At 63.3% G+C, this 18,447-nt stretch carries 19 protein-coding genes; 13 read left to right on the top strand and 6 right to left on the bottom strand.

The window, feature by feature from the left end:
- Together J1G37_RS25335 and J1G37_RS25330 are read left to right on the top strand one after the other, a co-directional pair.
- On the top strand, positions 1–242 hold a 242-nt coding region (locus J1G37_RS25335; protein WP_021491295.1), incomplete at its 5' end, for a ribonucleotide-diphosphate reductase subunit beta.
- Positions 243–391: 149 nt separating this feature from the next.
- A complete protein-coding gene (locus tag J1G37_RS25330; protein WP_207046156.1) occupies positions 392–880 on the top strand; it encodes a DUF1289 domain-containing protein in 489 nt (162 codons plus the stop codon).
- A gap of 123 nt (positions 881–1,003) precedes the next feature.
- Here the strand turns inward: J1G37_RS25330 and mdeB are convergent, their stop codons facing one another.
- Positions 1,004–3,664 (bottom strand): alpha-ketoglutarate dehydrogenase, encoded by a 2,661-nt coding sequence (mdeB, locus tag J1G37_RS25325; protein ID WP_207046155.1) that lies wholly within the window; start codon positions 3,662–3,664, stop codon positions 1,004–1,006.
- Positions 3,665–3,854: 190 nt separating this feature from the next.
- Here mdeB and J1G37_RS25320 point away from each other — a divergent pair, with 190 nt between their 5' ends.
- The 3 genes from J1G37_RS25320 to J1G37_RS25310 all read left to right on the top strand — a co-directional run bounded on the left by J1G37_RS25320 (position 3,855) and on the right by J1G37_RS25310 (position 6,598).
- Positions 3,855–4,769 carry a class I SAM-dependent methyltransferase gene (locus J1G37_RS25320; RefSeq protein WP_207046153.1) on the top strand — a complete coding sequence of 305 codons (915 nt, stop codon included), beginning with the start codon at positions 3,855–3,857 and terminating at the stop codon, positions 4,767–4,769.
- A gap of 148 nt (positions 4,770–4,917) precedes the next feature.
- Positions 4,918–5,634, top strand: a complete 717-nt coding sequence (gene pcsA / locus J1G37_RS25315) for a phosphatidylcholine synthase (RefSeq protein WP_207046151.1) — start codon at positions 4,918–4,920, stop codon at positions 5,632–5,634.
- Between the two features lie 184 nt (positions 5,635–5,818).
- Positions 5,819–6,598: a TSUP family transporter gene (locus tag J1G37_RS25310; protein WP_207046149.1), complete on the top strand. Its 780-nt coding sequence runs from the start codon at positions 5,819–5,821 to the stop codon at positions 6,596–6,598.
- On the opposite strand, the gene nudC is transcribed toward J1G37_RS25310, so the two are convergent.
- Positions 6,566–7,399 (bottom strand): NAD(+) diphosphatase, encoded by an 834-nt coding sequence (nudC, locus tag J1G37_RS25305; RefSeq protein WP_207046147.1) that lies wholly within the window; start codon positions 7,397–7,399, stop codon positions 6,566–6,568. The two genes, J1G37_RS25310 and nudC, sit on opposite strands and share 33 nt — an antisense overlap.
- A gap of 5 nt (positions 7,400–7,404) precedes the next feature.
- Complete coding sequence (locus J1G37_RS25300; RefSeq protein ID WP_207046145.1) at positions 7,405–8,217, bottom strand: crotonase/enoyl-CoA hydratase family protein; 813 nt, start codon at positions 8,215–8,217, stop codon at positions 7,405–7,407.
- A gap of 171 nt (positions 8,218–8,388) precedes the next feature.
- Between J1G37_RS25300 and J1G37_RS25295 the strand changes: the two genes are divergently transcribed.
- The 3 genes from J1G37_RS25295 (at position 8,389) to J1G37_RS25285 (ending at position 10,713) form a co-directional block, all read left to right on the top strand.
- On the top strand, positions 8,389–8,943 hold the full coding sequence (locus J1G37_RS25295; protein WP_207046143.1) for a UPF0149 family protein: 555 nt from the start codon (positions 8,389–8,391) through the stop codon (positions 8,941–8,943).
- Positions 8,944–9,034: 91 nt separating this feature from the next.
- The gene (locus J1G37_RS25290) at positions 9,035–10,291 is read left to right on the top strand and encodes a 3-phosphoshikimate 1-carboxyvinyltransferase (RefSeq protein ID WP_207046141.1); all 1,257 of its coding nucleotides are present in this window, start codon (positions 9,035–9,037) and stop codon (positions 10,289–10,291) included.
- 32 nt (positions 10,292–10,323) lie between these two features.
- Positions 10,324–10,713 carry a hypothetical protein gene (locus tag J1G37_RS25285; RefSeq protein WP_207046139.1) on the top strand — a complete coding sequence of 130 codons (390 nt, stop codon included), beginning with the start codon at positions 10,324–10,326 and terminating at the stop codon, positions 10,711–10,713.
- A 1-nt stretch (position 10,714) separates the two neighbouring features.
- Here the strand turns inward: J1G37_RS25285 and J1G37_RS25280 are convergent, their stop codons facing one another.
- A complete protein-coding gene (locus J1G37_RS25280) occupies positions 10,715–11,314 on the bottom strand; it encodes an NAD(P)H-dependent oxidoreductase (protein WP_207046137.1) in 600 nt (199 codons plus the stop codon).
- A gap of 69 nt (positions 11,315–11,383) precedes the next feature.
- Here J1G37_RS25280 and J1G37_RS25275 point away from each other — a divergent pair, with 69 nt between their 5' ends.
- On the top strand, positions 11,384–11,980 hold the full coding sequence (locus tag J1G37_RS25275; RefSeq protein ID WP_207046135.1) for a TetR/AcrR family transcriptional regulator: 597 nt from the start codon (positions 11,384–11,386) through the stop codon (positions 11,978–11,980).
- 122 nt (positions 11,981–12,102) lie between these two features.
- Here J1G37_RS25275 and J1G37_RS25270 read toward each other — a convergent pair whose 3' ends face one another.
- Entirely contained in the window at positions 12,103–12,780 is a 678-nt protein-coding gene (locus J1G37_RS25270) for a GNAT family N-acetyltransferase (RefSeq protein WP_207046133.1), read from the bottom strand.
- A 21-nt stretch (positions 12,781–12,801) separates the two neighbouring features.
- On the bottom strand, positions 12,802–13,710 hold the full coding sequence (locus J1G37_RS25265) for a LysR family transcriptional regulator (protein WP_207046131.1): 909 nt from the start codon (positions 13,708–13,710) through the stop codon (positions 12,802–12,804).
- A gap of 113 nt (positions 13,711–13,823) precedes the next feature.
- On the opposite strand from J1G37_RS25265, the gene J1G37_RS25260 reads away from it, so the two are divergent.
- The 4 genes from J1G37_RS25260 to J1G37_RS25245 all read left to right on the top strand — a co-directional run bounded on the left by J1G37_RS25260 (position 13,824) and on the right by J1G37_RS25245 (position 18,442).
- Entirely contained in the window at positions 13,824–14,996 is a 1,173-nt protein-coding gene (locus tag J1G37_RS25260; protein WP_207046129.1) for an MFS transporter, read from the top strand.
- 54 nt (positions 14,997–15,050) lie between these two features.
- Complete coding sequence (locus J1G37_RS25255) at positions 15,051–15,761, top strand: FadR/GntR family transcriptional regulator (RefSeq protein WP_207046127.1); 711 nt, start codon at positions 15,051–15,053, stop codon at positions 15,759–15,761.
- 103 nt (positions 15,762–15,864) lie between these two features.
- Entirely contained in the window at positions 15,865–17,058 is a 1,194-nt protein-coding gene (gene lhgO / locus J1G37_RS25250; RefSeq protein ID WP_207046125.1) for an L-2-hydroxyglutarate oxidase, read from the top strand.
- A gap of 58 nt (positions 17,059–17,116) precedes the next feature.
- Positions 17,117–18,442, top strand: a complete 1,326-nt coding sequence (locus J1G37_RS25245) for an MFS transporter (protein ID WP_207046123.1) — start codon at positions 17,117–17,119, stop codon at positions 18,440–18,442.
- Positions 18,443–18,447 lie beyond the last annotated feature (5 nt).

Genomic DNA, 18,447 nt, shown 5'->3' with positions numbered 1-18,447 from the left:
TCGAATACGCCCGCGATACCATGCCGCGCGGTGTACTGGGCATGAACGCGGCGATGATGGAGGACTACCTCAAGTTCATCGCCAACCGTCGCCTGTCGCAGATTGGCTTGAAGGAAGAATACCCAGGGACGACTAACCCGTTCCCATGGATGAGCGAGATCATGGACTTGAAGAAAGAGAAAAACTTCTTCGAGACCCGTGTGATCGAGTACCAGACTGGCGGCGCGCTGAGCTGGGACTAATCAACCACGCGGACACCCTGTGGGAGCGGGCTTGCCCGCGATAGCGGTGGATCAGTCAGCGATGTATTGACTGAATGACCGCCATCGCGGGCAAGCCCGCTCCCACATTGGGTCCGCGGTGTTCTCTAGATTTTGCAAGCAAGCCACTTATGCCCAACCAAACCATCAAGACCCCCTGCATCGGCCTGTGCTCCACCGTCTACGGTGACCTGGTCTGCCGGGGTTGCAAGCGTTATCACCACGAAGTGATCCAGTGGAACGGCTACAACGCCGAGGAAAAACAGGCGGTGTGGCTGCGCCTGGAGCAATTGCTGGTGCAAGTGATGGCCAGCAAGCTGGAGGTGTTTGATCCGCACCTGCTGCGCCAGCAACTGGAGAACCGCAAGATCCGCTTTATGCCGCACCAGTCGCCGTATTGCTGGGCGTACCAGTTGATCGCCCGGGGGGCGCGGGTGATTTCCAGGCTGGATGCGTATGGGTTGGCGTTGCTGCCGGAGTTTCGTGAGCGGCAGCTGGCTGACTTGCGGGATGCCATCGACCGCGAGTTTTTCCTGTTGTCCGAAGCGCACTACGAGCGCTATATCGCCCCAGGCTTCCTCAAGGAAGCGTTTGGGCCGGCCCTGATCGCCACCTTCTAAGCCACAGCACAAAACCCCTGTGGGAGCTGGCTTGCCTGCGATGACAGAGTGTCAGTCAGCACATTTATCGACTGGTACACCGCCATCGCAGGCAAGCCAGCTCCCACAGTTGATCTCGTTTGTTCAGGAGATCCAGGACGGATCACGCTCTGTCTGCAAGCCGTACTTCTCAATCGCCTGCTGACCCATCCGCGTATCCAACGCCGTCAGCGCCGCCAGTACGATGTGATACCGATCCACCTCAAAGAAATCCCGCAACGCCGCCCGCGTATCACTGCGCCCGAACCCGTCAGTGCCCAGCACGGTGTAGCCGGAATCCAGGTATGACGCGACCATCTGCGGCACCGCCCGCACATAGTCCGACACAGCCACCACTGGTGCACCCTTGGGCAGGCACTCCGTCACATGACTGATGCGTGCAGGGGCTTGCGGATGCAGGCGATTCCACCGTTCCACCTCGCGCGCATCACGTGCCAGTTCGCTGTAGCTGGTGACACTGAACACTTCGCTGGTCACCTGCCAATCGTCCGCCAGCAACTGTGCCGCCGCTTGCGCCTCGCGCACCAACGTGCCCGAACCGAGCAGGCGCACCTTGGCATCATCCGCACCTTCGAGGCGATACATGCCCTTGATGATCGCCGCGTCCACCCCTTGGGGCAGCGAGGGCTGCGGGTAGTTTTCGTTCATCAGCGTCACGTAGTAGAACTCATCCACCTCGCGTTCCAGCATCTGACGCATGCCGTGGTCGAGAATCACCGCGAATTCCCCGGCAAACGCCGGATCGTAGGCGCGGCAGTTGGGCACCGTGGCGGCCATGAGATGGCTGCTGCCGTCCTGATGCTGCAAGCCTTCGCCGCCCAAAGTGGTGCGCCCTGCCGTCGCGCCGAGCAGGAAGCCACGGGCGCGCTGATCGGCGGCGGCCCAGATCAGGTCGCCCACCCGCTGGAAGCCGAACATCGAGTAATAGATGTAGAACGGCAGCATGCGCAGGCCATGCACCGAGTAGCTGGTGGCCGCCGCGACCCAGGAGCTGATGGCGCTGGCTTCGCTGATGCCCTCTTCGAGGATCTGCCCGTCGGTGGCTTCGCGGTAGCTGAGGATCGAGCCGATGTCTTCCGGCTCATAGCGCTGGCCGACGCTGGAATAGATGCCGATTTGCTTGAACAGGTTGGCCATGCCAAAGGTGCGCGCCTCGTCGGCGACGATGGGCACGATGCGCGGGCCCAAGGCTTTGTCTTTGAGCAAGTGGGTGAGCATGCGCACAAAGGCCATGGTGGTGGACATTTCCTTGCCGTCGGCCGCCGTGGCAAACCCGCCGTAGCCCGCCATGGGCGGCACGCTGACCGTTGCGGCGTGCTGGCTACGGCTCGGCACATAGCCGCCCAGGGCGTGACGGCGCTGGTGCAGGTAGCGCATTTCCAGGCTGTCATCGGCCGGCTTGAAGAAGCTCAGGGATTCGGTCTGCTCATCACTCAGCGGCAGTTGGAAGCGATTGCGAAAGGCGATCAACGCCTCGCGGTCGAGTTTCTTCTGCTGGTGCGTGGTCATCTTGCCCTGCCCGGCCTCGCCCATGCCGAAGCCCTTCTTGGTCTGGGCGAGGATCACCGTGGGCTTGCCCTTGACCCGGCGCGCCGCATGGTAGGCCGCGTGAATCTTCACCATGTCGTGGCCGCCGCGCTTGAGGCGGTCGATCTGTTCGTCGCTCATGCCCGCCACGAGTTTGGCCAGGGATTCGCTTTGGCCGAAGAAGTGTTCGCGGTTGTAGGCCCCGTCCTTGGCAGCGAAGGTCTGGAACTGGCCATCCACGGTCTGCGACAAGGTGTTGACCAGCGCGCCATCGCTATCCTTGGCCAGCAAGGCGTCCCAATCCGAGCCCCAGACCAGCTTGATCACGTTCCAGCCCGCGCCGGCGAACAAGGCTTCCAGTTCGTCGATGATCCGCCCATTGCCACGCACCGGGCCGTCGAGGCGTTGCAGGTTGCAGTTGACCACCCAGGTCAGGTTGTCCAGGCCTTCGCGGGCCGCCAGGGTCAGGGCGGACATGCTTTCCGGCTCGTCCATTTCCCCGTCGCCGAATACGCCCCAGACGTGACGGTCAGTGGTGTCGAGCAAATTGCGATGTTGCAGATAGCGCATGAAACGCGCGTGGAAAATCGAGCTGATGGGGCCGATTCCCATCGAACCCGTAGGGAACTGCCAGAAGTCCGCCATCAACCACGGATGGGGATAGCTGGACAACCCGCGTGCGCTGGCCCTTGGGCCGCCGATTTCCTGGCGATAGTGGGCCAGGTCGTTTTCGCTCAAGCGGCCCTCCAGAAACGCCCGCGCGTAGATGCCCGGGGCGGAATGGGGCTGATAGAACACCAGGTCGCCGCCAAAACCAGCGTTGCGCGCACGGAAGAAGTGGTTGAAGCCCACCTCGAACAAATCCGCCGCACTGGCGTAGCTGGCGATATGCCCGCCGAGTTCGCCGTAGGCCTGGTTGGCCCGCACCACCATGGCCAGGGCGTTCCAGCGCACCAGCGAGGCCAGGCGCTCTTCGGTGGCGAGGTCGCCAGGAAACGCCGGTTGCTGCTCGACGCTGATGCTATTGATATAGGGCGTGCCGTGACGCGGCTTCCAGTCGATGTGCGGCGCGCTGCCTTCACGGGCCAGCAAGTCGAGGATCTGCCGGGCCCGCGCGGGGCCGGCGTTGGCGACCAGGGACGCGAGGGCGTCGCGCCACTCATCCAACTCTTGTTGATCCAGGGCTGTGTGATTCACCGCGCTTGCGAAACCGTTCATGGGCACCTCCAGGCTTTTTTCCAGTTTATGTCGGTGCCAGAGGATTTTTTGCCTGATATCAGGCGCAAAAATCTGAAGTTTGAGCATGATTCACTGGCAATCCGCCTTTCCTCAGCACGTTGTGCTCAAGTCCCCCGAACCCTCGGCATTGTGTTTAAAATGCCGCCCGCTCAACGAACGACGTTAAACGATGAACCCAGACGCCCTTGCCACCCTGCACGCCCACTTGCTCACCGCCCTGGCGACCCCGCCCAGCGAAACCCGGCGCCTGTTCCACGGCCGTGGGCGCTGCTGGCCGGGCCTGGAGCAACTGACGGTGGATTGGTTGCAAGGCGTGGTGCTGGTCTCGCTGTTCAAGGAGCCGGAAGCTGAACAGCTGGATGCCCTGAAGCAGTTGCTGCAAACGCAGTTGAGCGCCCACACCGTCGCCCTGCAACACCGCTACCTGCCGCAAAGCACCACCGAATGGCTGGTGGGCAATCCCGTCGATGAGTTGACCATCACCGAAGGCGGCCTGCGTTACCTGATCGATCTGGGTAAAAAACAGAACAGCGGGCTGTTCCTCGACATGCGCTACGGGCGCAACTGGGTGCGTGAACAGGCCAAGGGCCAGCGCGTCCTCAACCTGTTCGCCTACACCTGCGGCTTCTCCGTGGCGGCCATCGAAGGCGGCGCCGACCATGTAGTGAACCTGGACATGGCCCGTGGCGCCCTCAGCCGAGGCCGCGACAACCATCGCCTGAACGGTCACGACCTGAGCCAGGTGACGTTCCTCGGCCACGATCTGTTCAAGTCCTGGGCCAAAGTCACCCACAGCGGCCCCTATGACCTGGTGATCATCGATCCACCATCGTTCCAGAAAGGCAGCTTCCTGCTGACCAAGGACTACCAGCGCGTGCTGCGCCGCCTGCCGGATCTGCTGACGGCGCAAGGCACGGTCTTGGCCTGCATGAACGACCCGGCCTTCGGTGAAGACTTCCTGATCGACGGTGTGACCCGCGAAGCACCGGGGCTGCGCTTTGTCGAACGTCTGGAAAACCCACCGGAATTTCCGGATATTGATGCGCAAAGTGGCTTGAAAGCCCTGGTGTTCCGTCAAGGCTGATGCCGAAACGGCCCGCGCTTGCTACGCTTAGACTTGCACCGGGTGGTGAACCATATCCTCCCCTTGCCGGTCGATACCTGCATTCCCTGGCCAGACTCGACGGCGTCACGTTGTCGGCTGCCCCGTTTCACCTTTTGGAGAACCGCCCGTGATATCGACCCTGCATGTAGCCAGACTCAAAGCCTGGGGCGCCCACGGCTTTACCGCCACCGGTGTGGTATTGGCCTTCCTGGCCACCCTGGCGCTGCTGGAAAACTCGCCCAAGGCCTGCCTGCTGTGGCTGGGCCTGGCGCTGGTGGTCGATGGTGTCGACGGTTCCCTGGCGCGACGGGTCAACGTCAGCACAGTGCTGCCGAGCTTTGACGGCTCGGTGCTGGACCTGGTGATCGACTACCTGACCTACGTGTTTATCCCAGCATTGTTTATCTATCGTTACATCGACCTGCCGGACTTTACCCACCTGTTCACCGTGTCGGTGATCCTGGTGTCGTCGTTGTTCTGCTTCTGCAACGTGAACATGAAGAGCAAGGACAACTACTTCGTCGGCTTCCCCGCTGCCTGGAACGTGGTGGCGCTGTGCGTGTACATCATCCAGCCAGATGCCTGGGTGACCTTGCTCACGGTGATCGGCCTGGCCCTGCTCACCGTGACGCCGATGAAGTTCTTGCACCCGTTCCGCGTGAAGCGCTTTATGCCAATCAATATCGCGGTGACCACGATCTGGTTGCTGTGCAGCTTTTTGATGGTGGTGGATTATCCGAACACCAACCCGTGGACGTTTGGGTTGTGGTCGCTGATGTCGGCGTACTTCCTTGGCATTTGCATCTGGCGTACGGCTTTGGAGTGGATCGAAGCACGCCGCTGATTCAAGCGGGCACGGTCTGAAAATGTGGGAGCTGGCTTGCCTGCGATAGCGGTGGGTCAGCCCCAGATTTTTTGCTGACAGACCGCCATCGCAGGCAAGCCAGCTCCCACATTTGGATCTATGTACATCTGGCAGTAAGATGGCGGCCCTCCGCATAGCGCCCTGCCAATAATAAGCCCTGCCCATGCCCTTCGAACTCAGCGTTGACCTCACCACCCTCGCCATTCTCGCCGCCGTGGCCTTCGTCGCCGGTTTTATCGACGCCATCGCCGGCGGTGGCGGCTTGCTCACCACGCCCGCCCTGCTCACCGCCGGCATGCCGCCGCATCTGGTACTGGGCACCAACAAGCTCAGCTCCACTTTTGGCTCGGCCACCGCCAGCTTCACCTTTTACCGCCGCAAGCTGTTTCATCCGCGCCAGTGGGTGCACGCCATCGTCGGCACCTTTATCGGCGCGCTGACCGGGGCGGTGGTCGCGCACTACCTGCCCGCCGAAACCCTGAACAAGATGCTGCCGGTGATCGTCTTTGGTTGCGGCCTGTATTTGCTGTTCGGCGGCACGCCCAAGGCGCCGCCGGCTGCGGACGCACCGATCAAGAAGAAATGGCAATCCACCCAGGGCTTCGGCCTGGGCTTCTACGATGGCGTCGCAGGCCCCGGCACAGGCGCGTTCTGGACCGTCAGCACGATGCTGATGTACCCGGTCGACCTGGTGAAGGCCAGCGGCGTGGCGCGCAGCATGAACTTTGTCAGCAACGCGGCAGCGCTGTCGGTGTTTATCTTCAACGGCACCGTGGACTGGATCGTCGGCCTGACCATGGGCGTCTGCGTGATGGGCGGCGCATTCTTTGGCGCACGCAGCGCGATCAGCGGCGGCGCCAAGTTCATTCGCCCGGTGTTTATCACCGTGGTGCTGGGCCTGACGGTGCGCCTAGCCTGGCAGCACTGGTTCAGCGTGGCCTAAGCGCCGCGCCAGGTAGAGGTCGATCAGGTAGCGCGCAATCGAACGTGACGCCGGCAACGGCGGCAGGTTGTGGATGTTGAACCACTGCGCGTCTTCGATCTCGTCGGCCTGGGGCACGATGTCACCACCAGCGTATTCGGCATGAAAGCCGAGCATCATCGAATGGGGAAACGGCCAGCACTGGCTGCCCATGTACTGGATGTTCTTGACCTCCACCTGCACTTCCTCTCGCACTTCGCGCACCAGGCAGTCTTCGGCCGACTCGCCCGGCTCGGCAAACCCCGCCAGCGTGCTGTACACGCCAGTGACAAACCGCGGCGAACGCGCCAGCAGGATCTCGTCGCCACGGGTCACCAGCACAATCATGCTCGGCGAGATCCGTGGGTAGCTGCGCAGGTCGCAGGCCTGGCAAAACATCGCGCGTTCGTGTGGCACCTGGACCATGGCCTGGCCACAACTCCCACAAAAGCGGTGCTCCCGCGCCCAGGTGCCGATCTGCGCGGCGTAGCCCAACACTTTGTACAAGGTATGATCGCCTTGCAGCATAAAGGCGCGCAGGCCTTGCCAACTGCAACCCGGCACGTCGGCCGGCGCGTTCAGCTCCAGCAAATACACCGGCTCACCGTCGAGGTGGCCGATGCCATGTTCGGCAAACACCGACAGGTCCTGGCGCTTGAGCCATTCGCGGGGGAACAGCGGGCCATTGCTGTCATGCAAAAAACCCTCGCGGCTGCGGGCGACAGCCCAGCCGCCAGGGGTTTCGTTGTCCAGCAGTGTTGTGGTAATCCAGCCTGGGGTCATATCAGTCAATCCACGAATTCGGGTTTCTGCTTGCTCATATGGGCCGCGATGGCCACGCGCAGGTCGTTGGATTGCAACATAGCCGCGTTCCAGGTGGCAACGTATTCCAGACCATCATTGACTGTATGGTCACGCATGTAGCTGATCATGGCTTTGGTGCCGGTCACGGCAATCGGCGACTTGGCGGCGATTTCATGGGCGATCTCCAGCACACCGGCCAGCAGACTCTCTTGATCGGGGTAGACACGGTTGACCAGGCCAATGCTGCGCGCCTCTTCCGCGCCGAACTGCCGGCCGGTGTAGGCCAGTTCCCGCAGCATGCCGTCACCGACAATACGCGGCAGGCGCTGCAGGGTGCCGACGTCAGCGGCCATGCCGATGTCGATCTCCTTGATCGAGAACTGCGCGCCCTCGGCGGCGTAGCGCATGTCGCAGGCGCTGATCAGGTCGATGGCACCGCCGATGCAGTAGCCCTGGATCGCCGCCAGCACCGGCTTGCGGCAGTTGTCGACGGCGTTGAACGAGGCTTGCAGCTCAAGGATCTTGCGCCGCAGCAGGCGCGCATTGCGGCCGACGTCCTTGCCGAACTCGTTGGCCACCGAGGCCAGCATCATCAGGTCGATGCCCGACGAGAAATGCTTGCCGGCGCCACTCAGCACCACCGCGCGTACCGCATCGGTGTCTTCGATCCACTGGAAGATCTCGATGATCTCGGTCCAGAACACCGCGTTCATCGCGTTGATCTTTTCCGGGCGATTGATCTGCACATGGGCAACGTTGCCAGTGAGTTCGACGACGAAAGCTTGGTATTCGGACATGGCAGTGATCCCTGACTGGCGAGTGATAAGGGCCGAACTATAACAAGGGTGCGCCACGGCGCATCGGCCAAAAGCGGGACTGGAAAACGCTGGATAAAACCCGGCGCACACGCCATCCTTCGCGCTTTAAGCCGCCCCATCAGCGGCGCTCGACGTTTAAAGGATATGCCCATGCACGCCCAACCCCTCACCCCGGCCGAATTCGAGTTTGTCGAAGACACCCTGCAAAAGTACGGCGACGACCATTCGGTGCTGAACCTCGCCGAACTGGACGGCTACTTCACCGCCCTGGTGTCGAGCCCGGCACAGGTGGACGTGGCCGAGTGGTTCCCGGCGATCTGGGGCGGGCAGAACCCCGAGTGGGAAAGCATGGACGAGGCGCAACGCTTCCTCGAACTGTGCGTGCGCCATATCAATACCCTGGCCGGGCAACTGGCGACCGACGCGCAGGGCTTCAAGGCACGTTTCGACGATACCGAACACCAGGGCCAAACCGTGACCCTCGCCGAAGAATGGTGCTTTGGTTATATCCGTGGCGCAGCCATCGGCAACTGGCCGCCACTGCCTGCAGTGCAGGCCGGCGAACTGGAGAAAATCTCCTGGTGTGCCGAGCAGGACAATTTCGAGTTGCCGGCCGACCTGGACGTAGCAGCGCACCAACAGCGTGTCAGCCAGATCGAACCGGCCGCGCGTGCCCTGCACGATTACTGGCTGAGCCAGCGCTAAACCTCGACAAGTACTGCTGGTTTGGCCGATTATTCGGGTCCGCCCGTCGGCCACTCCGTACCACCTTGCCTTGAATCAGGAGCCTTGTACCTTGAGTTCGCAGAAAACCGTGACCGTTACACCGCCCAATTTCCCCCTCAATGGCAAGGTCGCGCCCCCCGGCTCCAAATCCATTACCAACCGCGCCCTGTTGCTGGCCGCCCTGGCCAAGGGCACCAGCCGCCTGAGCGGCGCGTTGAAGAGCGATGACACCCGCCATATGTCGGTGGCCCTGCGCCAGATGGGCGTGACCATCGACGAGCCGGATGACACCACCTTTGTGGTCACCGGTTCCGGCAAGCTGCAACTGCCCGCCCAACCGCTGTTCCTCGGCAACGCCGGCACCGCGATGCGCTTTCTCACCGCCGCCGTCGCCACCGTCGAAGGCACCGTAGTGCTGACCGGCGACGACTATATGCAGAAGCGTCCGATCGGCCCGCTGCTGGCGACCCTGCGCGAAAACGGCATCCAGGTCGACAGCCCAACCGGTTGCCCACCGGTGACCGTGCACGGCGTGGGCAAGGTCCAGGCCAAGCGTTTCGAGATCGACGGCGGCTTGTCCAGCCAGTACGTGTCGGCCCTGCTGATGCTTGCGGCCTGTGGCGAAGCGCCGATTGAAGTGGCACTCACCGGCAAGGACATCGGCGCCCGTGGCTACGTGGACCTGACCCTGGACTGCATGCGCGCCTTCGGTGCCCAGGTCGAGACCGTGAACGACACCACCTGGCGCGTCGCGCCGACCGGCTACACCGCCCACGACTACCTGATCGAGCCGGACGCCTCCGCCGCCACCTACCTGTGGGCGGCCGAAGTGCTGACCGCTGGCCGCATCGACATCGGCGTGGCCGCGCAGGACTTCACCCAGCCGGACGCCAAGGCCCAGGCCGTGATCGCCCAGTTCCCAGACATGCAGGCCACAGTGGTGGGCTCGCAGATGCAGGACGCCATCCCGACCCTGGCCGTGCTGGCCGCGTTCAACAACACCCCGGTGCGTTTCACCGAGCTGGCCAACCTGCGGGTCAAGGAATGTGACCGCGTGCAGGCGCTGCACGACGGCTTGAATGAAATCCGCCCGGGCCTGGCCACCATCGAAGGCGACGACCTGCTCGTCGCCAGCGACCCGGCGCTGGCCGGCACGTCGTGCAATGCCCTGATCGACACCCACGCCGACCACCGCATCGCCATGTGCTTTGCCCTGGCCGGCTTGAAAGTGGCGGGCATCCGCATTCAGGACCCGGACTGCGTGGCCAAGACCTATCCTGAATACTGGAAGGCCCTGGGCAGTCTTGGGGTGCAACTCAGCTACTGAGCCGGCAGCGTCGGAATGGGGAGGCCATGCACATGACTATTCGCCAACCCTGCCCACCCGGCGCTTGCGACTGCGACCGCGAGCAACTGCTGCAAACTCCTGGCGCCGACGCGCGCATCCTCACCCTCACGCGTCAGGAAGAGAAGAAGCTGATCGCGCGCCTCGAAGACCTCAAGAGCCTGCAAGACCTGGAGCGCATGCAACAGCTGATGTACCAGCAACTGGGCATCCGCGTGCAGGTGGCGCCGGGGCACACCGAGGTCAAGAGCATGCGCGGTATCCAGATCGACATCGAGCCGTTTCCGGGCCTGTGTCGCAAGACCCGCCAAGCGATTCCAGCAGCGATTCGCCGGGGCATGGAAAACCGCCCGGAAATTGCCTACCGCCTGCTCGACGCCCACGACCTGTTTCGCGAAGGCTGAATCAGCCCGCGACGGTCTCCTGCTGAAACAAGCCCTGCCCGATCACGTGCGCTTTGCGCAGATGCGCCTCGGCAGTGCCGCTTTCCGATTCCAGCAACAACTCGGAGGTGAGTACCTTGGCCCCGCAGTAATCAAAGATGCCGTGGTCGATCTGCGTACGCATGGCCTTGGCATAACCGTGGCGATCGAACGCGCTTTCATCCGCCGCCCCCACGGCCAGCAGGTGCACGTTCAAGTGCCGCAGTTTTTTCACCACCGGCCTGTCAGGGCCGTAATCAATCGCCCAGCCGTTGACGAACACACGGTCGACCCAGCCTTTGAGCAGACCCGGCAGCGACCACCAGTAGATCGGGAACGCCAGCACCAGCGCATCGGCGCGGTCGATACGCGCTTGCTCGGCCAGTACATCCGCCGGCGGCGTGGCGCGGGCGCGATGCACGCGCTGGTCGGCGGCGCCGTAGCGCGGGTCGAAGCCTTCGGCGGCGAGGTCGGCGATTTCAAAGGTATGGCCGGCAGCGGTCAGTCCTGCGGCGGCTTGCAGGGCGATGCTGTGGGTCAGGGATTGCGGGTCGTGATGAGAGACTACGATCAAGGCGTGCATGACATTGACTCCATTTCGGTTTAGGCTGGGCTTAAGTTACCTTTGGTAAGTTACTTTTGGTATATAAGCATGTCAAGCAGTGAATCCCCTGCCCCACGTCGTCGCCTGTCGCGCGAAGATCGCCTGCGTCAACTGTTGGACGTGGCCTGGCAACTGGTCCGCGATGAAGGCACCGACGCCCTGACCCTGGGCCGCCTGGCGGAACTGGCGGGTGTCACCAAGCCGGTGGTCTACGATCACTTCGTCACCCGCGGCGGGTTGTTGGCCGCGCTGTATGCCGATTTCGACGGGCGCCAGAACCAGGTGTTTGCCGAGGCTATCGAAGCAAGCAATGCGACGTTGGAGGACCGGGCATGGGTGATTGCCGCGTCCTATGTCGATTGCGTGCTGTTGCAGGGACGGGAAATCCCTGGGGTGATCGCGGCGTTGAGCAGCTCGCCGGAGCTGGAAACCCTCAAGCGCCAGTACGAGGCGATCTTCCTCGATAAATGCAGCGCCGCGTTGTCACCGTTTGCACCCGGTGGCAAGGTGTCCCGGGCTGGTTTGCGGGCGATGCTCGGGGCGGCGGAAGCCTTGTCCCAGGCGGCGGCCAGTGGTGAACTCAGCCGGGAAGAGGCGCAGCGGGAGTTGTTTGAGATGATTCTGGGGATGGTGGGTAGGCAGTGAGGGCGCTATCGCAGGCAAGCCAGCTCCCACACTTGATCGGGTTCACACGGTCAAAATGTGGGAGCTGGCTTGCCTGCGATAGCGGTGGCCCAAACAACCAATCACCCACAGAAAACTAGATTTCAGCCCCGCCCCTGCACAAACAACAGTACCTTGCGCGCCAGTTGATCCAGGTGCCGGTCGCGCTGCTTCTCCGCATCCACCATCGCGCGCTTGCCGTGCTTTTGCAGCAGGTAGGTATGAATCTGCCGCACTTCCAGCGAGCTGTAGATCGCCGCCACATCCAGCACACCCATCAACCCGTCGGTACCGTAGCTGCGGGTATTCATCACCACCTGGGTGTCCCGCGCACCACGCACCTGGAAGCCCATGGCTTCGAAGGCCGGGACTTTTTCTACGGCGCAGTTCAATTCAGCGTGAGGATAACGCTCCAGCACATCGCCCATCAGGGTGCGCGCCACGCCCTGGCGCCGGAAACCGGCTTGCACCGCCATAAACGCGATGCCACAGGCCTGGGGGTCATCCTTCACCGGCAAGCACAGCACAAAACCGATGACTTTCTCCGGGTCCAGCGTGGCGGTGGCCACAATCAACTCGACCGCAATCCCCTTCGCCCCATTCAAGGCCTCCAGGTACAGATGCACCTCAAAGCCCGTGGCGTACTGGTAGATGTTGTACAGCAGGTTGCTCGGCGGCAGTGCCACGCTGCTGATGTCGGTGAGGTTGTCCACCACCATCTGCAGGATCTGGTCGCTGATGGGCGCAGGGCACGGCGCGGTGTAACGGGTAAGGATGAACATGCAAATTCCTGGGGTTTCGCGTCAAGGCTGCGGGGATTGTACCTGCTGCGGCCCGCAGACCTCACGCAAACATCCACGCAGCCAGCGATGGCCCAGGTCGGCGTCCAGGCGCGGGTGCCAGAGCATCGCCACGGTAAAGGCCGGTAACGCCAAGGGCAGCGCAAAGCTGTGCAGGCCTTCGCGTTGGTGGGCGGTGTAGCGTTCGGGCACGCTGGCGATCAAGTCGGTGGCGCGGGCCAGGGCGATGGCGGTGGAAAAGCCGGTGACAATCGTGCCGATCTGCCGGCTGAAGCCCCGGGCTTCCAGCGCGTCGTCAATCTGCCCACGGTCTTGCCCGCGCCGGGACACGTAGACGTGCTGGCCCTCGGCATAGCGTTGCACGCTGATCTCACCCAGGCTCAGGGAATGGCCGCTGCGCACCACGCCGACCAAGCGATCGCGAAACAGCGCCTGGGTCAGCAGTTCGGGGCTGGCGTTGGCATCGACCACGCCGGTTTCCAGGTCAACGCTGCCATCGCGTAGCCAGGCACTGTCCTTGTCGGTCTTGTTGACGAAGCGCAGGCGCACGCCAGGCGCGTCCTCAGCGATGCGCGCGAGCAAGGCCGGGCCGAAGTTTTCGACGAACTCGTCACTGGTGCGCAGGGTGAAGGTGCGCTCGACCCGGGCCATGTCCAGGGTTTGCGCGGGGCGCAGCACGGCATGGGCGTCCAGCACCAGGCGGCCGACGTGTTCGCGCAGCGCCAAGGCCCGTGGCGTCGGCACCAGGCCACGGCCGGCACGCACCAGCAACGGGTCACCGGTGGTTTCACGCAAGCGCGCCAAGGCGCGGCTCATGGCCGAGGGGCTCAGGCGCAAACGCTTGGCCGCGCCAGCGACGCTGCCCTCGGCGAGCAAGGCATCCAGGGTAATCAGCAGATTAAGGTCAGGCATTCGCGCTCCTAATCAGGCGTCTTGTGCAGGTATTAACTGCAACCCCTGCGTCTTCCGCCATGTTAGGCGAGCCCGTAGATTTGTGACAGTAGCGATCATCCAAGGATTCTCTGATGCACAAATCCACACGCGGCGCCCTTTTCAGCCTGTCGCTGTCCATGTTGCTGGCCTCCCTCGGCACCAGCATTGCCAATGTCGGCCTGCCCAGCCTGGTGCTGGCGTTTGATGCGTCGTTTCAGGCGGTGCAGTGGGTGGTGCTCGCCTATTTGCTGGCGATCACCGCCGTGATTGTCAGCGCGGGCCGCTTGGGCGATCGCCTGGGGCGGCGGCGGCTGTTGCTCGCCGGCTTGTTGCTGTTCGCCCTGGCTTGCGGGCTGTGTGCCATGGCGCCGTCGCTGCCCTGGCTGATCGCCGCGCGCGTGCTGCAAGGCCTCGGCGCGGCGATCATGATGGCGATGACCCTGGGCATGGTCGGCGACACGGTCAGCAAGGAACGCACCGGGCGCGTGATGGGCTTGCTCGGTACGCTGTCGGCCGTCGGCACCGCCATGGGCCCCAGCGTCGGGGGCGTGTTGCTGAGCCTGTGGAGTTGGCGCGCGTTGTTCCTGCTCGGCGCGCCACTGGGGCTGCTGGCGGCCGCCCTCGCCTACCGCTACCTGCCGAATGAACCCGGCGCGCGGGCGGCAGCGCCGTTCTGGTCGGCACTGGCCAGCCCCGGGCTGCGCGCCGGCCTGGGCATGAGCGCGCTGGTGTCGGCGGTGATGATGGCGACGTTTGTGGTCGGCCCGTTCTACTTGTCCCGTGGCCTGGGGCTCGCGCCAGCGTGGATGGGCCTGGTCATGGCGGTGGGGCCCTGTGTCGCGGCCGTCACCGGCGTGCCTGCCGGCCACCTCACCGACCGCTTCGGCAGCCCGCGCATGACCCTCCTCGGGCTGGCCATCATGGCCGTCGGCGCGTTGTCACTGGCGCTGGCCGGCGGGTTGCTGGCCTACCTTGGCGCACTGGTCTTGCTGACGTCGGGCTACAGCCTGTTCCAGGCCGCCAACAACACCTCGGTGATGCGAGATGTCGAAGGCCCGCGCCGGGGCACGGTGTCGGGCCTGTTGAACCTGTCGCGCAATGTCGGCCTGATTTTCGGCGCCTCGGCCCTCGGTGCGGTGTTCGCCTGGGCCACGCCGGATATCATCCGCGCCACCCCGCAATCCGTGGCTTTTGGCCTGCATGCCACCTTCGCGGTGGCGGTGGGCCTGATCCTGTTGGCCGGCGCGCTGCAACACAAACATTGACAAGATAAAATCGCAGCGACTATTGTCTGACAACCTGATCACCAAGGTTGACCCATGCTTGAGCTCCAGCGTCCCGACTCGCTTGTCGTGCGGGTTGTCAGTGCGATCCGCGCAGAAATCGATTCCGGCCAATTGCCGCCGGAGTCGCGCATGCCCACCGAACAGCAACTGGCCGAGCAACTCAACGTCAGCCGCTCCGTGGTGCGCGAAGCCATTGCCCAGCTCAAGGCAGACGGCGTGATCACCGCCCGCCGGGGCCTGGGTTCGTTCATTTCGCAGACGCCCGCGGGCACGGTGTTCCGTTTCCCCCAGCCCAACGGCCGCAGCCCGGACCTGGCGCAGATGTTCGAAGTGCGCCTGTGGATCGAAACCCAAGCCGCCTCGATTGCTGCCCAACGCCGCGATGAGGCCGACCTGCAACGCATGAAAGGCGCGCTGCAGGCCATGCAGGACCACCGCGACAACTTCGAAGCCGCCGCCCTCGCCGACGTGGAATTCCACCGCGCCATCGCTGACGCCAGCAAGAATGACTACTTCGTCGCGTTCCACGACTTCCTGCGCAGCCAATTGGCCAGCGCCCGCAAAACCGCCTGGGAAAACTCGGCGTCACGCTTTGCCACCGGCTCCGCCGATGCAACCCAGGAACACCAAGCGCTCTACCAGGCCATCGCCGACGGCGACGCCCCACGCGCCGCCGCCAGTGCCGAGGCGCACTTGCGTGCAGCGGCACGCCGCCTGAGCCTGGAGCTGCCAGCCACCCATTGATCCTTTAAGTAGCGTGTCCTCGACACGCCATTTTTTTAACAAAAACATTAGTCTGACAACCTGATAAGCAGACCGAAATGTGCACCTTTAGGTACCTCACACAATGATTCACGACTTTTGCATTATCGGCGGCGGCATCGTCGGCCTGGCCACCGCGATGGAGCTGCTCAAGCGCCAGCCGGGCGCCTCGCTGGTGATCCTGGAAAAAGAGTCGGTGCTGGCCAAGCACCAGACCGGTCACAACAGCGGCGTGATCCACGCCGGCATCTACTACGCACCGGGCAGCCTCAAGGCCGACCTGTGCAAGCGCGGCGCCGAACAGACAAAACAATTCTGCACGGAGCACGGGATCAAGTTCGAGGTGTGCGGCAAGTTGCTGGTGGCTTCCAGCCCCCTGGAAATGCAGCGCATGGAAGCCCTGTACGCACGCTCCCAGCTCAACGGCATGAAGGTCGAACGCCTCGACGCCGACCAACTGCGCCAGCGTGAACCGAACATCGTCGGCCTCGGCGGCTTGTTCCTCGATGCCACCGGCATCGTCGATTACCGCCAGGTCTGCGAGACCATGGCCCAGGTGATCCGCCGCAGCGGTGGCGAGATTTGCCTGGAGCGCACCGTCACCGCGATCCACGAAGACACCGACAAAGTCACCATCAACACCCGTGGCGAAACCTGGCAGGCCCGTCACCTGGTGGTCTGCGCCGGTTTGCAGTCGGACCGCCTGGCGACCCTTGCCGGCATTCCCATCGACCACCAGATCATCCCGTTTCGCGGTGAATACTTCCGCTTACCAGCGGCGAAAAACAACATCGTCAACCACCTGATCTACCCGATTCCCGATCCGGAGCTGCCGTTCCTGGGCGTGCACCTCACCCGCATGATCGACGGCAGCGTCACCGTCGGCCCGAATGCCGTACTGGGCCTGGGCCGCGAGAACTACCGCAAGTTCTCGGTGAACTGGCGCGACGTGGCGCAGTACGCGAGCTTCCCCGGCTTCTGGAAAACCATTTGGCAAAACCTCGGCTCCGGCACCACCGAGATGAAGAACTCACTGTTCAAGTCCGGCTACCTGGAGCAGTGCCGCAAGTATTGCCCGTCGCTGAACCTCGACGACCTGCTGCCCTATGAAGCGGGCATCCGCGCCCAGGCGGTGATGCGCGACGGCAGCCTGGTGCACGATTTCCTGTTCGCCCAGACCCCACGAATGCTCCACGTGTGCAACGCGCCCTCGCCGGCCGCCACCTCAGCCATGCCCATCGGCGCGATGATCGCCGACCGCCTGTTCCAGCCCGAGTAACACCCCGCAATACGCGTCCATTTGACAATAACTATAAAGACCCAGAAGGAAGTCCAGCATGTCGGCACCTGCCTCCATTCCGTCCACTGAAACACCCGAACAAACCCGCAAGCGCCTACGCAAAGTCGCCGCCGCGACGATCTTTGGCTCGATGCTGGAGTGGTACGACTTTTACCTCTACGCCACCATGGCGGCCATTGTGTTCGCGAAGATCTTCTTCGATAACAGCGACCCGAAAACCGCCACCCTGATGGCCTTTTCCACCTTTGCCATCGGCTTTATCGCCCGCCCGTTCGGCGGCATCCTGTTCGGCTACCTCGGCGACAAGTTCGGCCGCAAGCAAGTGCTGGTGCTGACCTTCTGCCTGATGGGCGTGTGCACCACGCTGATCGGCCTGATCCCCAGCTACGCCTCGATTGGCATCTGGGCGCCGATCCTGCTGGTGTTTATCCGCATCATCCAGGGCCTGGGCGCGGGCGCCGAGCTGTCGGGGGCGGCGGTGACGTCCTACGAGCACGCGTCGGAAGGCAAGCGCGGCAGTCAAGGCGCATGGCCCGCACTGGGCCTGAACCTGGGCCTGTTGCTGTCGTCGCTCACCGTGTACGTGCTGACCATCAACGGCAACGAGTTCCTGCTGGCCGGTGGCTGGCGCATCCCGTTCGTGTGCAGCATCGTGCTGGTGGGCGTGGGCCTGTGGGTGCGCAACAGCATCCCGGAAACCCCGCAGTTCAACGAGCTGAGCAAGGAAGCCGCCAAGGCCAAGGCCTCGCCGCTGAAAACCCTGTTCAAGAACGATATGAAAGGCCTGGCCGTGGTGTTCTTCGTGGCCATTGGCTACAACGCCCTGAGCTACATCTTCAAGACCTTCTCCCTGGCGTACCTGACCCAGTTCAAAGGCGTGGATGTGCACGTCACCTCGCTGTCGGTGACCATTGCCAGCCTGATCGCCATCGTCGCCGTGCCGTGCTTCGGCTGGTTGTGCGACAAGTGGAGCAGCAAGACCGTACTGATGCTCGGCGGCGTGTGTTCGCTGTTGTTCGCCTACCCGTTCCTGGCCCTGCTCAACACCGGTGAAAGCCTGATGATCTACATCGCCATCGGCGTCGGCACAGGCATCCTCGCGCCGATGATGTTTGCGCCCCAGGGCTCGTTCCTGAGCCGGCAGTTCCCGACCCAGACCCGTTCCTCCGGCTTTGGTACCGGGCGTGAAATCGGCACGGCCATCGCTGGTGGCCTGGCGCCGCTGGGTGCGCTGTCGATGGTCGCGGCCTCGGCCACCCACTCCACCGATGGCGTGGTGATCATCCTCGGCATTTCGGCCTTGCTGGTGGTGGTGTTTGCCCTGTGCGACCAGGGCCGCAAACACTCGGCCTTCAAGAACTGAAGGAA

The organism is Pseudomonas sp. Marseille-Q1929, from assembly GCF_017316265.1.
Classification (GTDB): Bacteria; Pseudomonadota; Gammaproteobacteria; order Pseudomonadales; family Pseudomonadaceae; genus Aquipseudomonas.
This window is presented reverse-complemented; position numbering and strand designations above follow the sequence as displayed.

What these genes read in the sequence shown, in the direction of transcription:
- J1G37_RS25330 (WP_207046156.1), top strand. Translation starts at nt 392, where the DNA reads ATGCCCAACCAAACCATCAAGACCCCCTGCATCGGCCTGTGCTCCACC.
- mdeB (WP_207046155.1), bottom strand. Translation starts at nt 3,664, where the DNA reads ATGAACGGTTTCGCAAGCGCGGTGAATCACACAGCCCTGGATCAACAA.
- J1G37_RS25320 (WP_207046153.1), top strand. Translation starts at nt 3,855, where the DNA reads ATGAACCCAGACGCCCTTGCCACCCTGCACGCCCACTTGCTCACCGCC.
- J1G37_RS25310 (WP_207046149.1), top strand. Translation starts at nt 5,819, where the DNA reads ATGCCCTTCGAACTCAGCGTTGACCTCACCACCCTCGCCATTCTCGCC.
- nudC (WP_207046147.1), bottom strand. Translation starts at nt 7,399, where the DNA reads ATGACCCCAGGCTGGATTACCACAACACTGCTGGACAACGAAACCCCT.
- J1G37_RS25300 (WP_207046145.1), bottom strand. Translation starts at nt 8,217, where the DNA reads ATGTCCGAATACCAAGCTTTCGTCGTCGAACTCACTGGCAACGTTGCC.
- J1G37_RS25295 (WP_207046143.1), top strand. Translation starts at nt 8,389, where the DNA reads ATGCACGCCCAACCCCTCACCCCGGCCGAATTCGAGTTTGTCGAAGAC.
- J1G37_RS25285 (WP_207046139.1), top strand. Translation starts at nt 10,324, where the DNA reads ATGACTATTCGCCAACCCTGCCCACCCGGCGCTTGCGACTGCGACCGC.
- J1G37_RS25280 (WP_207046137.1), bottom strand. Translation starts at nt 11,314, where the DNA reads ATGCACGCCTTGATCGTAGTCTCTCATCACGACCCGCAATCCCTGACC.
- J1G37_RS25275 (WP_207046135.1), top strand. Translation starts at nt 11,384, where the DNA reads ATGTCAAGCAGTGAATCCCCTGCCCCACGTCGTCGCCTGTCGCGCGAA.
- J1G37_RS25270 (WP_207046133.1), bottom strand. Translation starts at nt 12,780, where the DNA reads ATGTTCATCCTTACCCGTTACACCGCGCCGTGCCCTGCGCCCATCAGC.
- J1G37_RS25265 (WP_207046131.1), bottom strand. Translation starts at nt 13,710, where the DNA reads ATGCCTGACCTTAATCTGCTGATTACCCTGGATGCCTTGCTCGCCGAG.
- J1G37_RS25260 (WP_207046129.1), top strand. Translation starts at nt 13,824, where the DNA reads ATGCACAAATCCACACGCGGCGCCCTTTTCAGCCTGTCGCTGTCCATG.
- J1G37_RS25255 (WP_207046127.1), top strand. Translation starts at nt 15,051, where the DNA reads ATGCTTGAGCTCCAGCGTCCCGACTCGCTTGTCGTGCGGGTTGTCAGT.
- lhgO (WP_207046125.1), top strand. Translation starts at nt 15,865, where the DNA reads ATGATTCACGACTTTTGCATTATCGGCGGCGGCATCGTCGGCCTGGCC.
- J1G37_RS25245 (WP_207046123.1), top strand. Translation starts at nt 17,117, where the DNA reads ATGTCGGCACCTGCCTCCATTCCGTCCACTGAAACACCCGAACAAACC.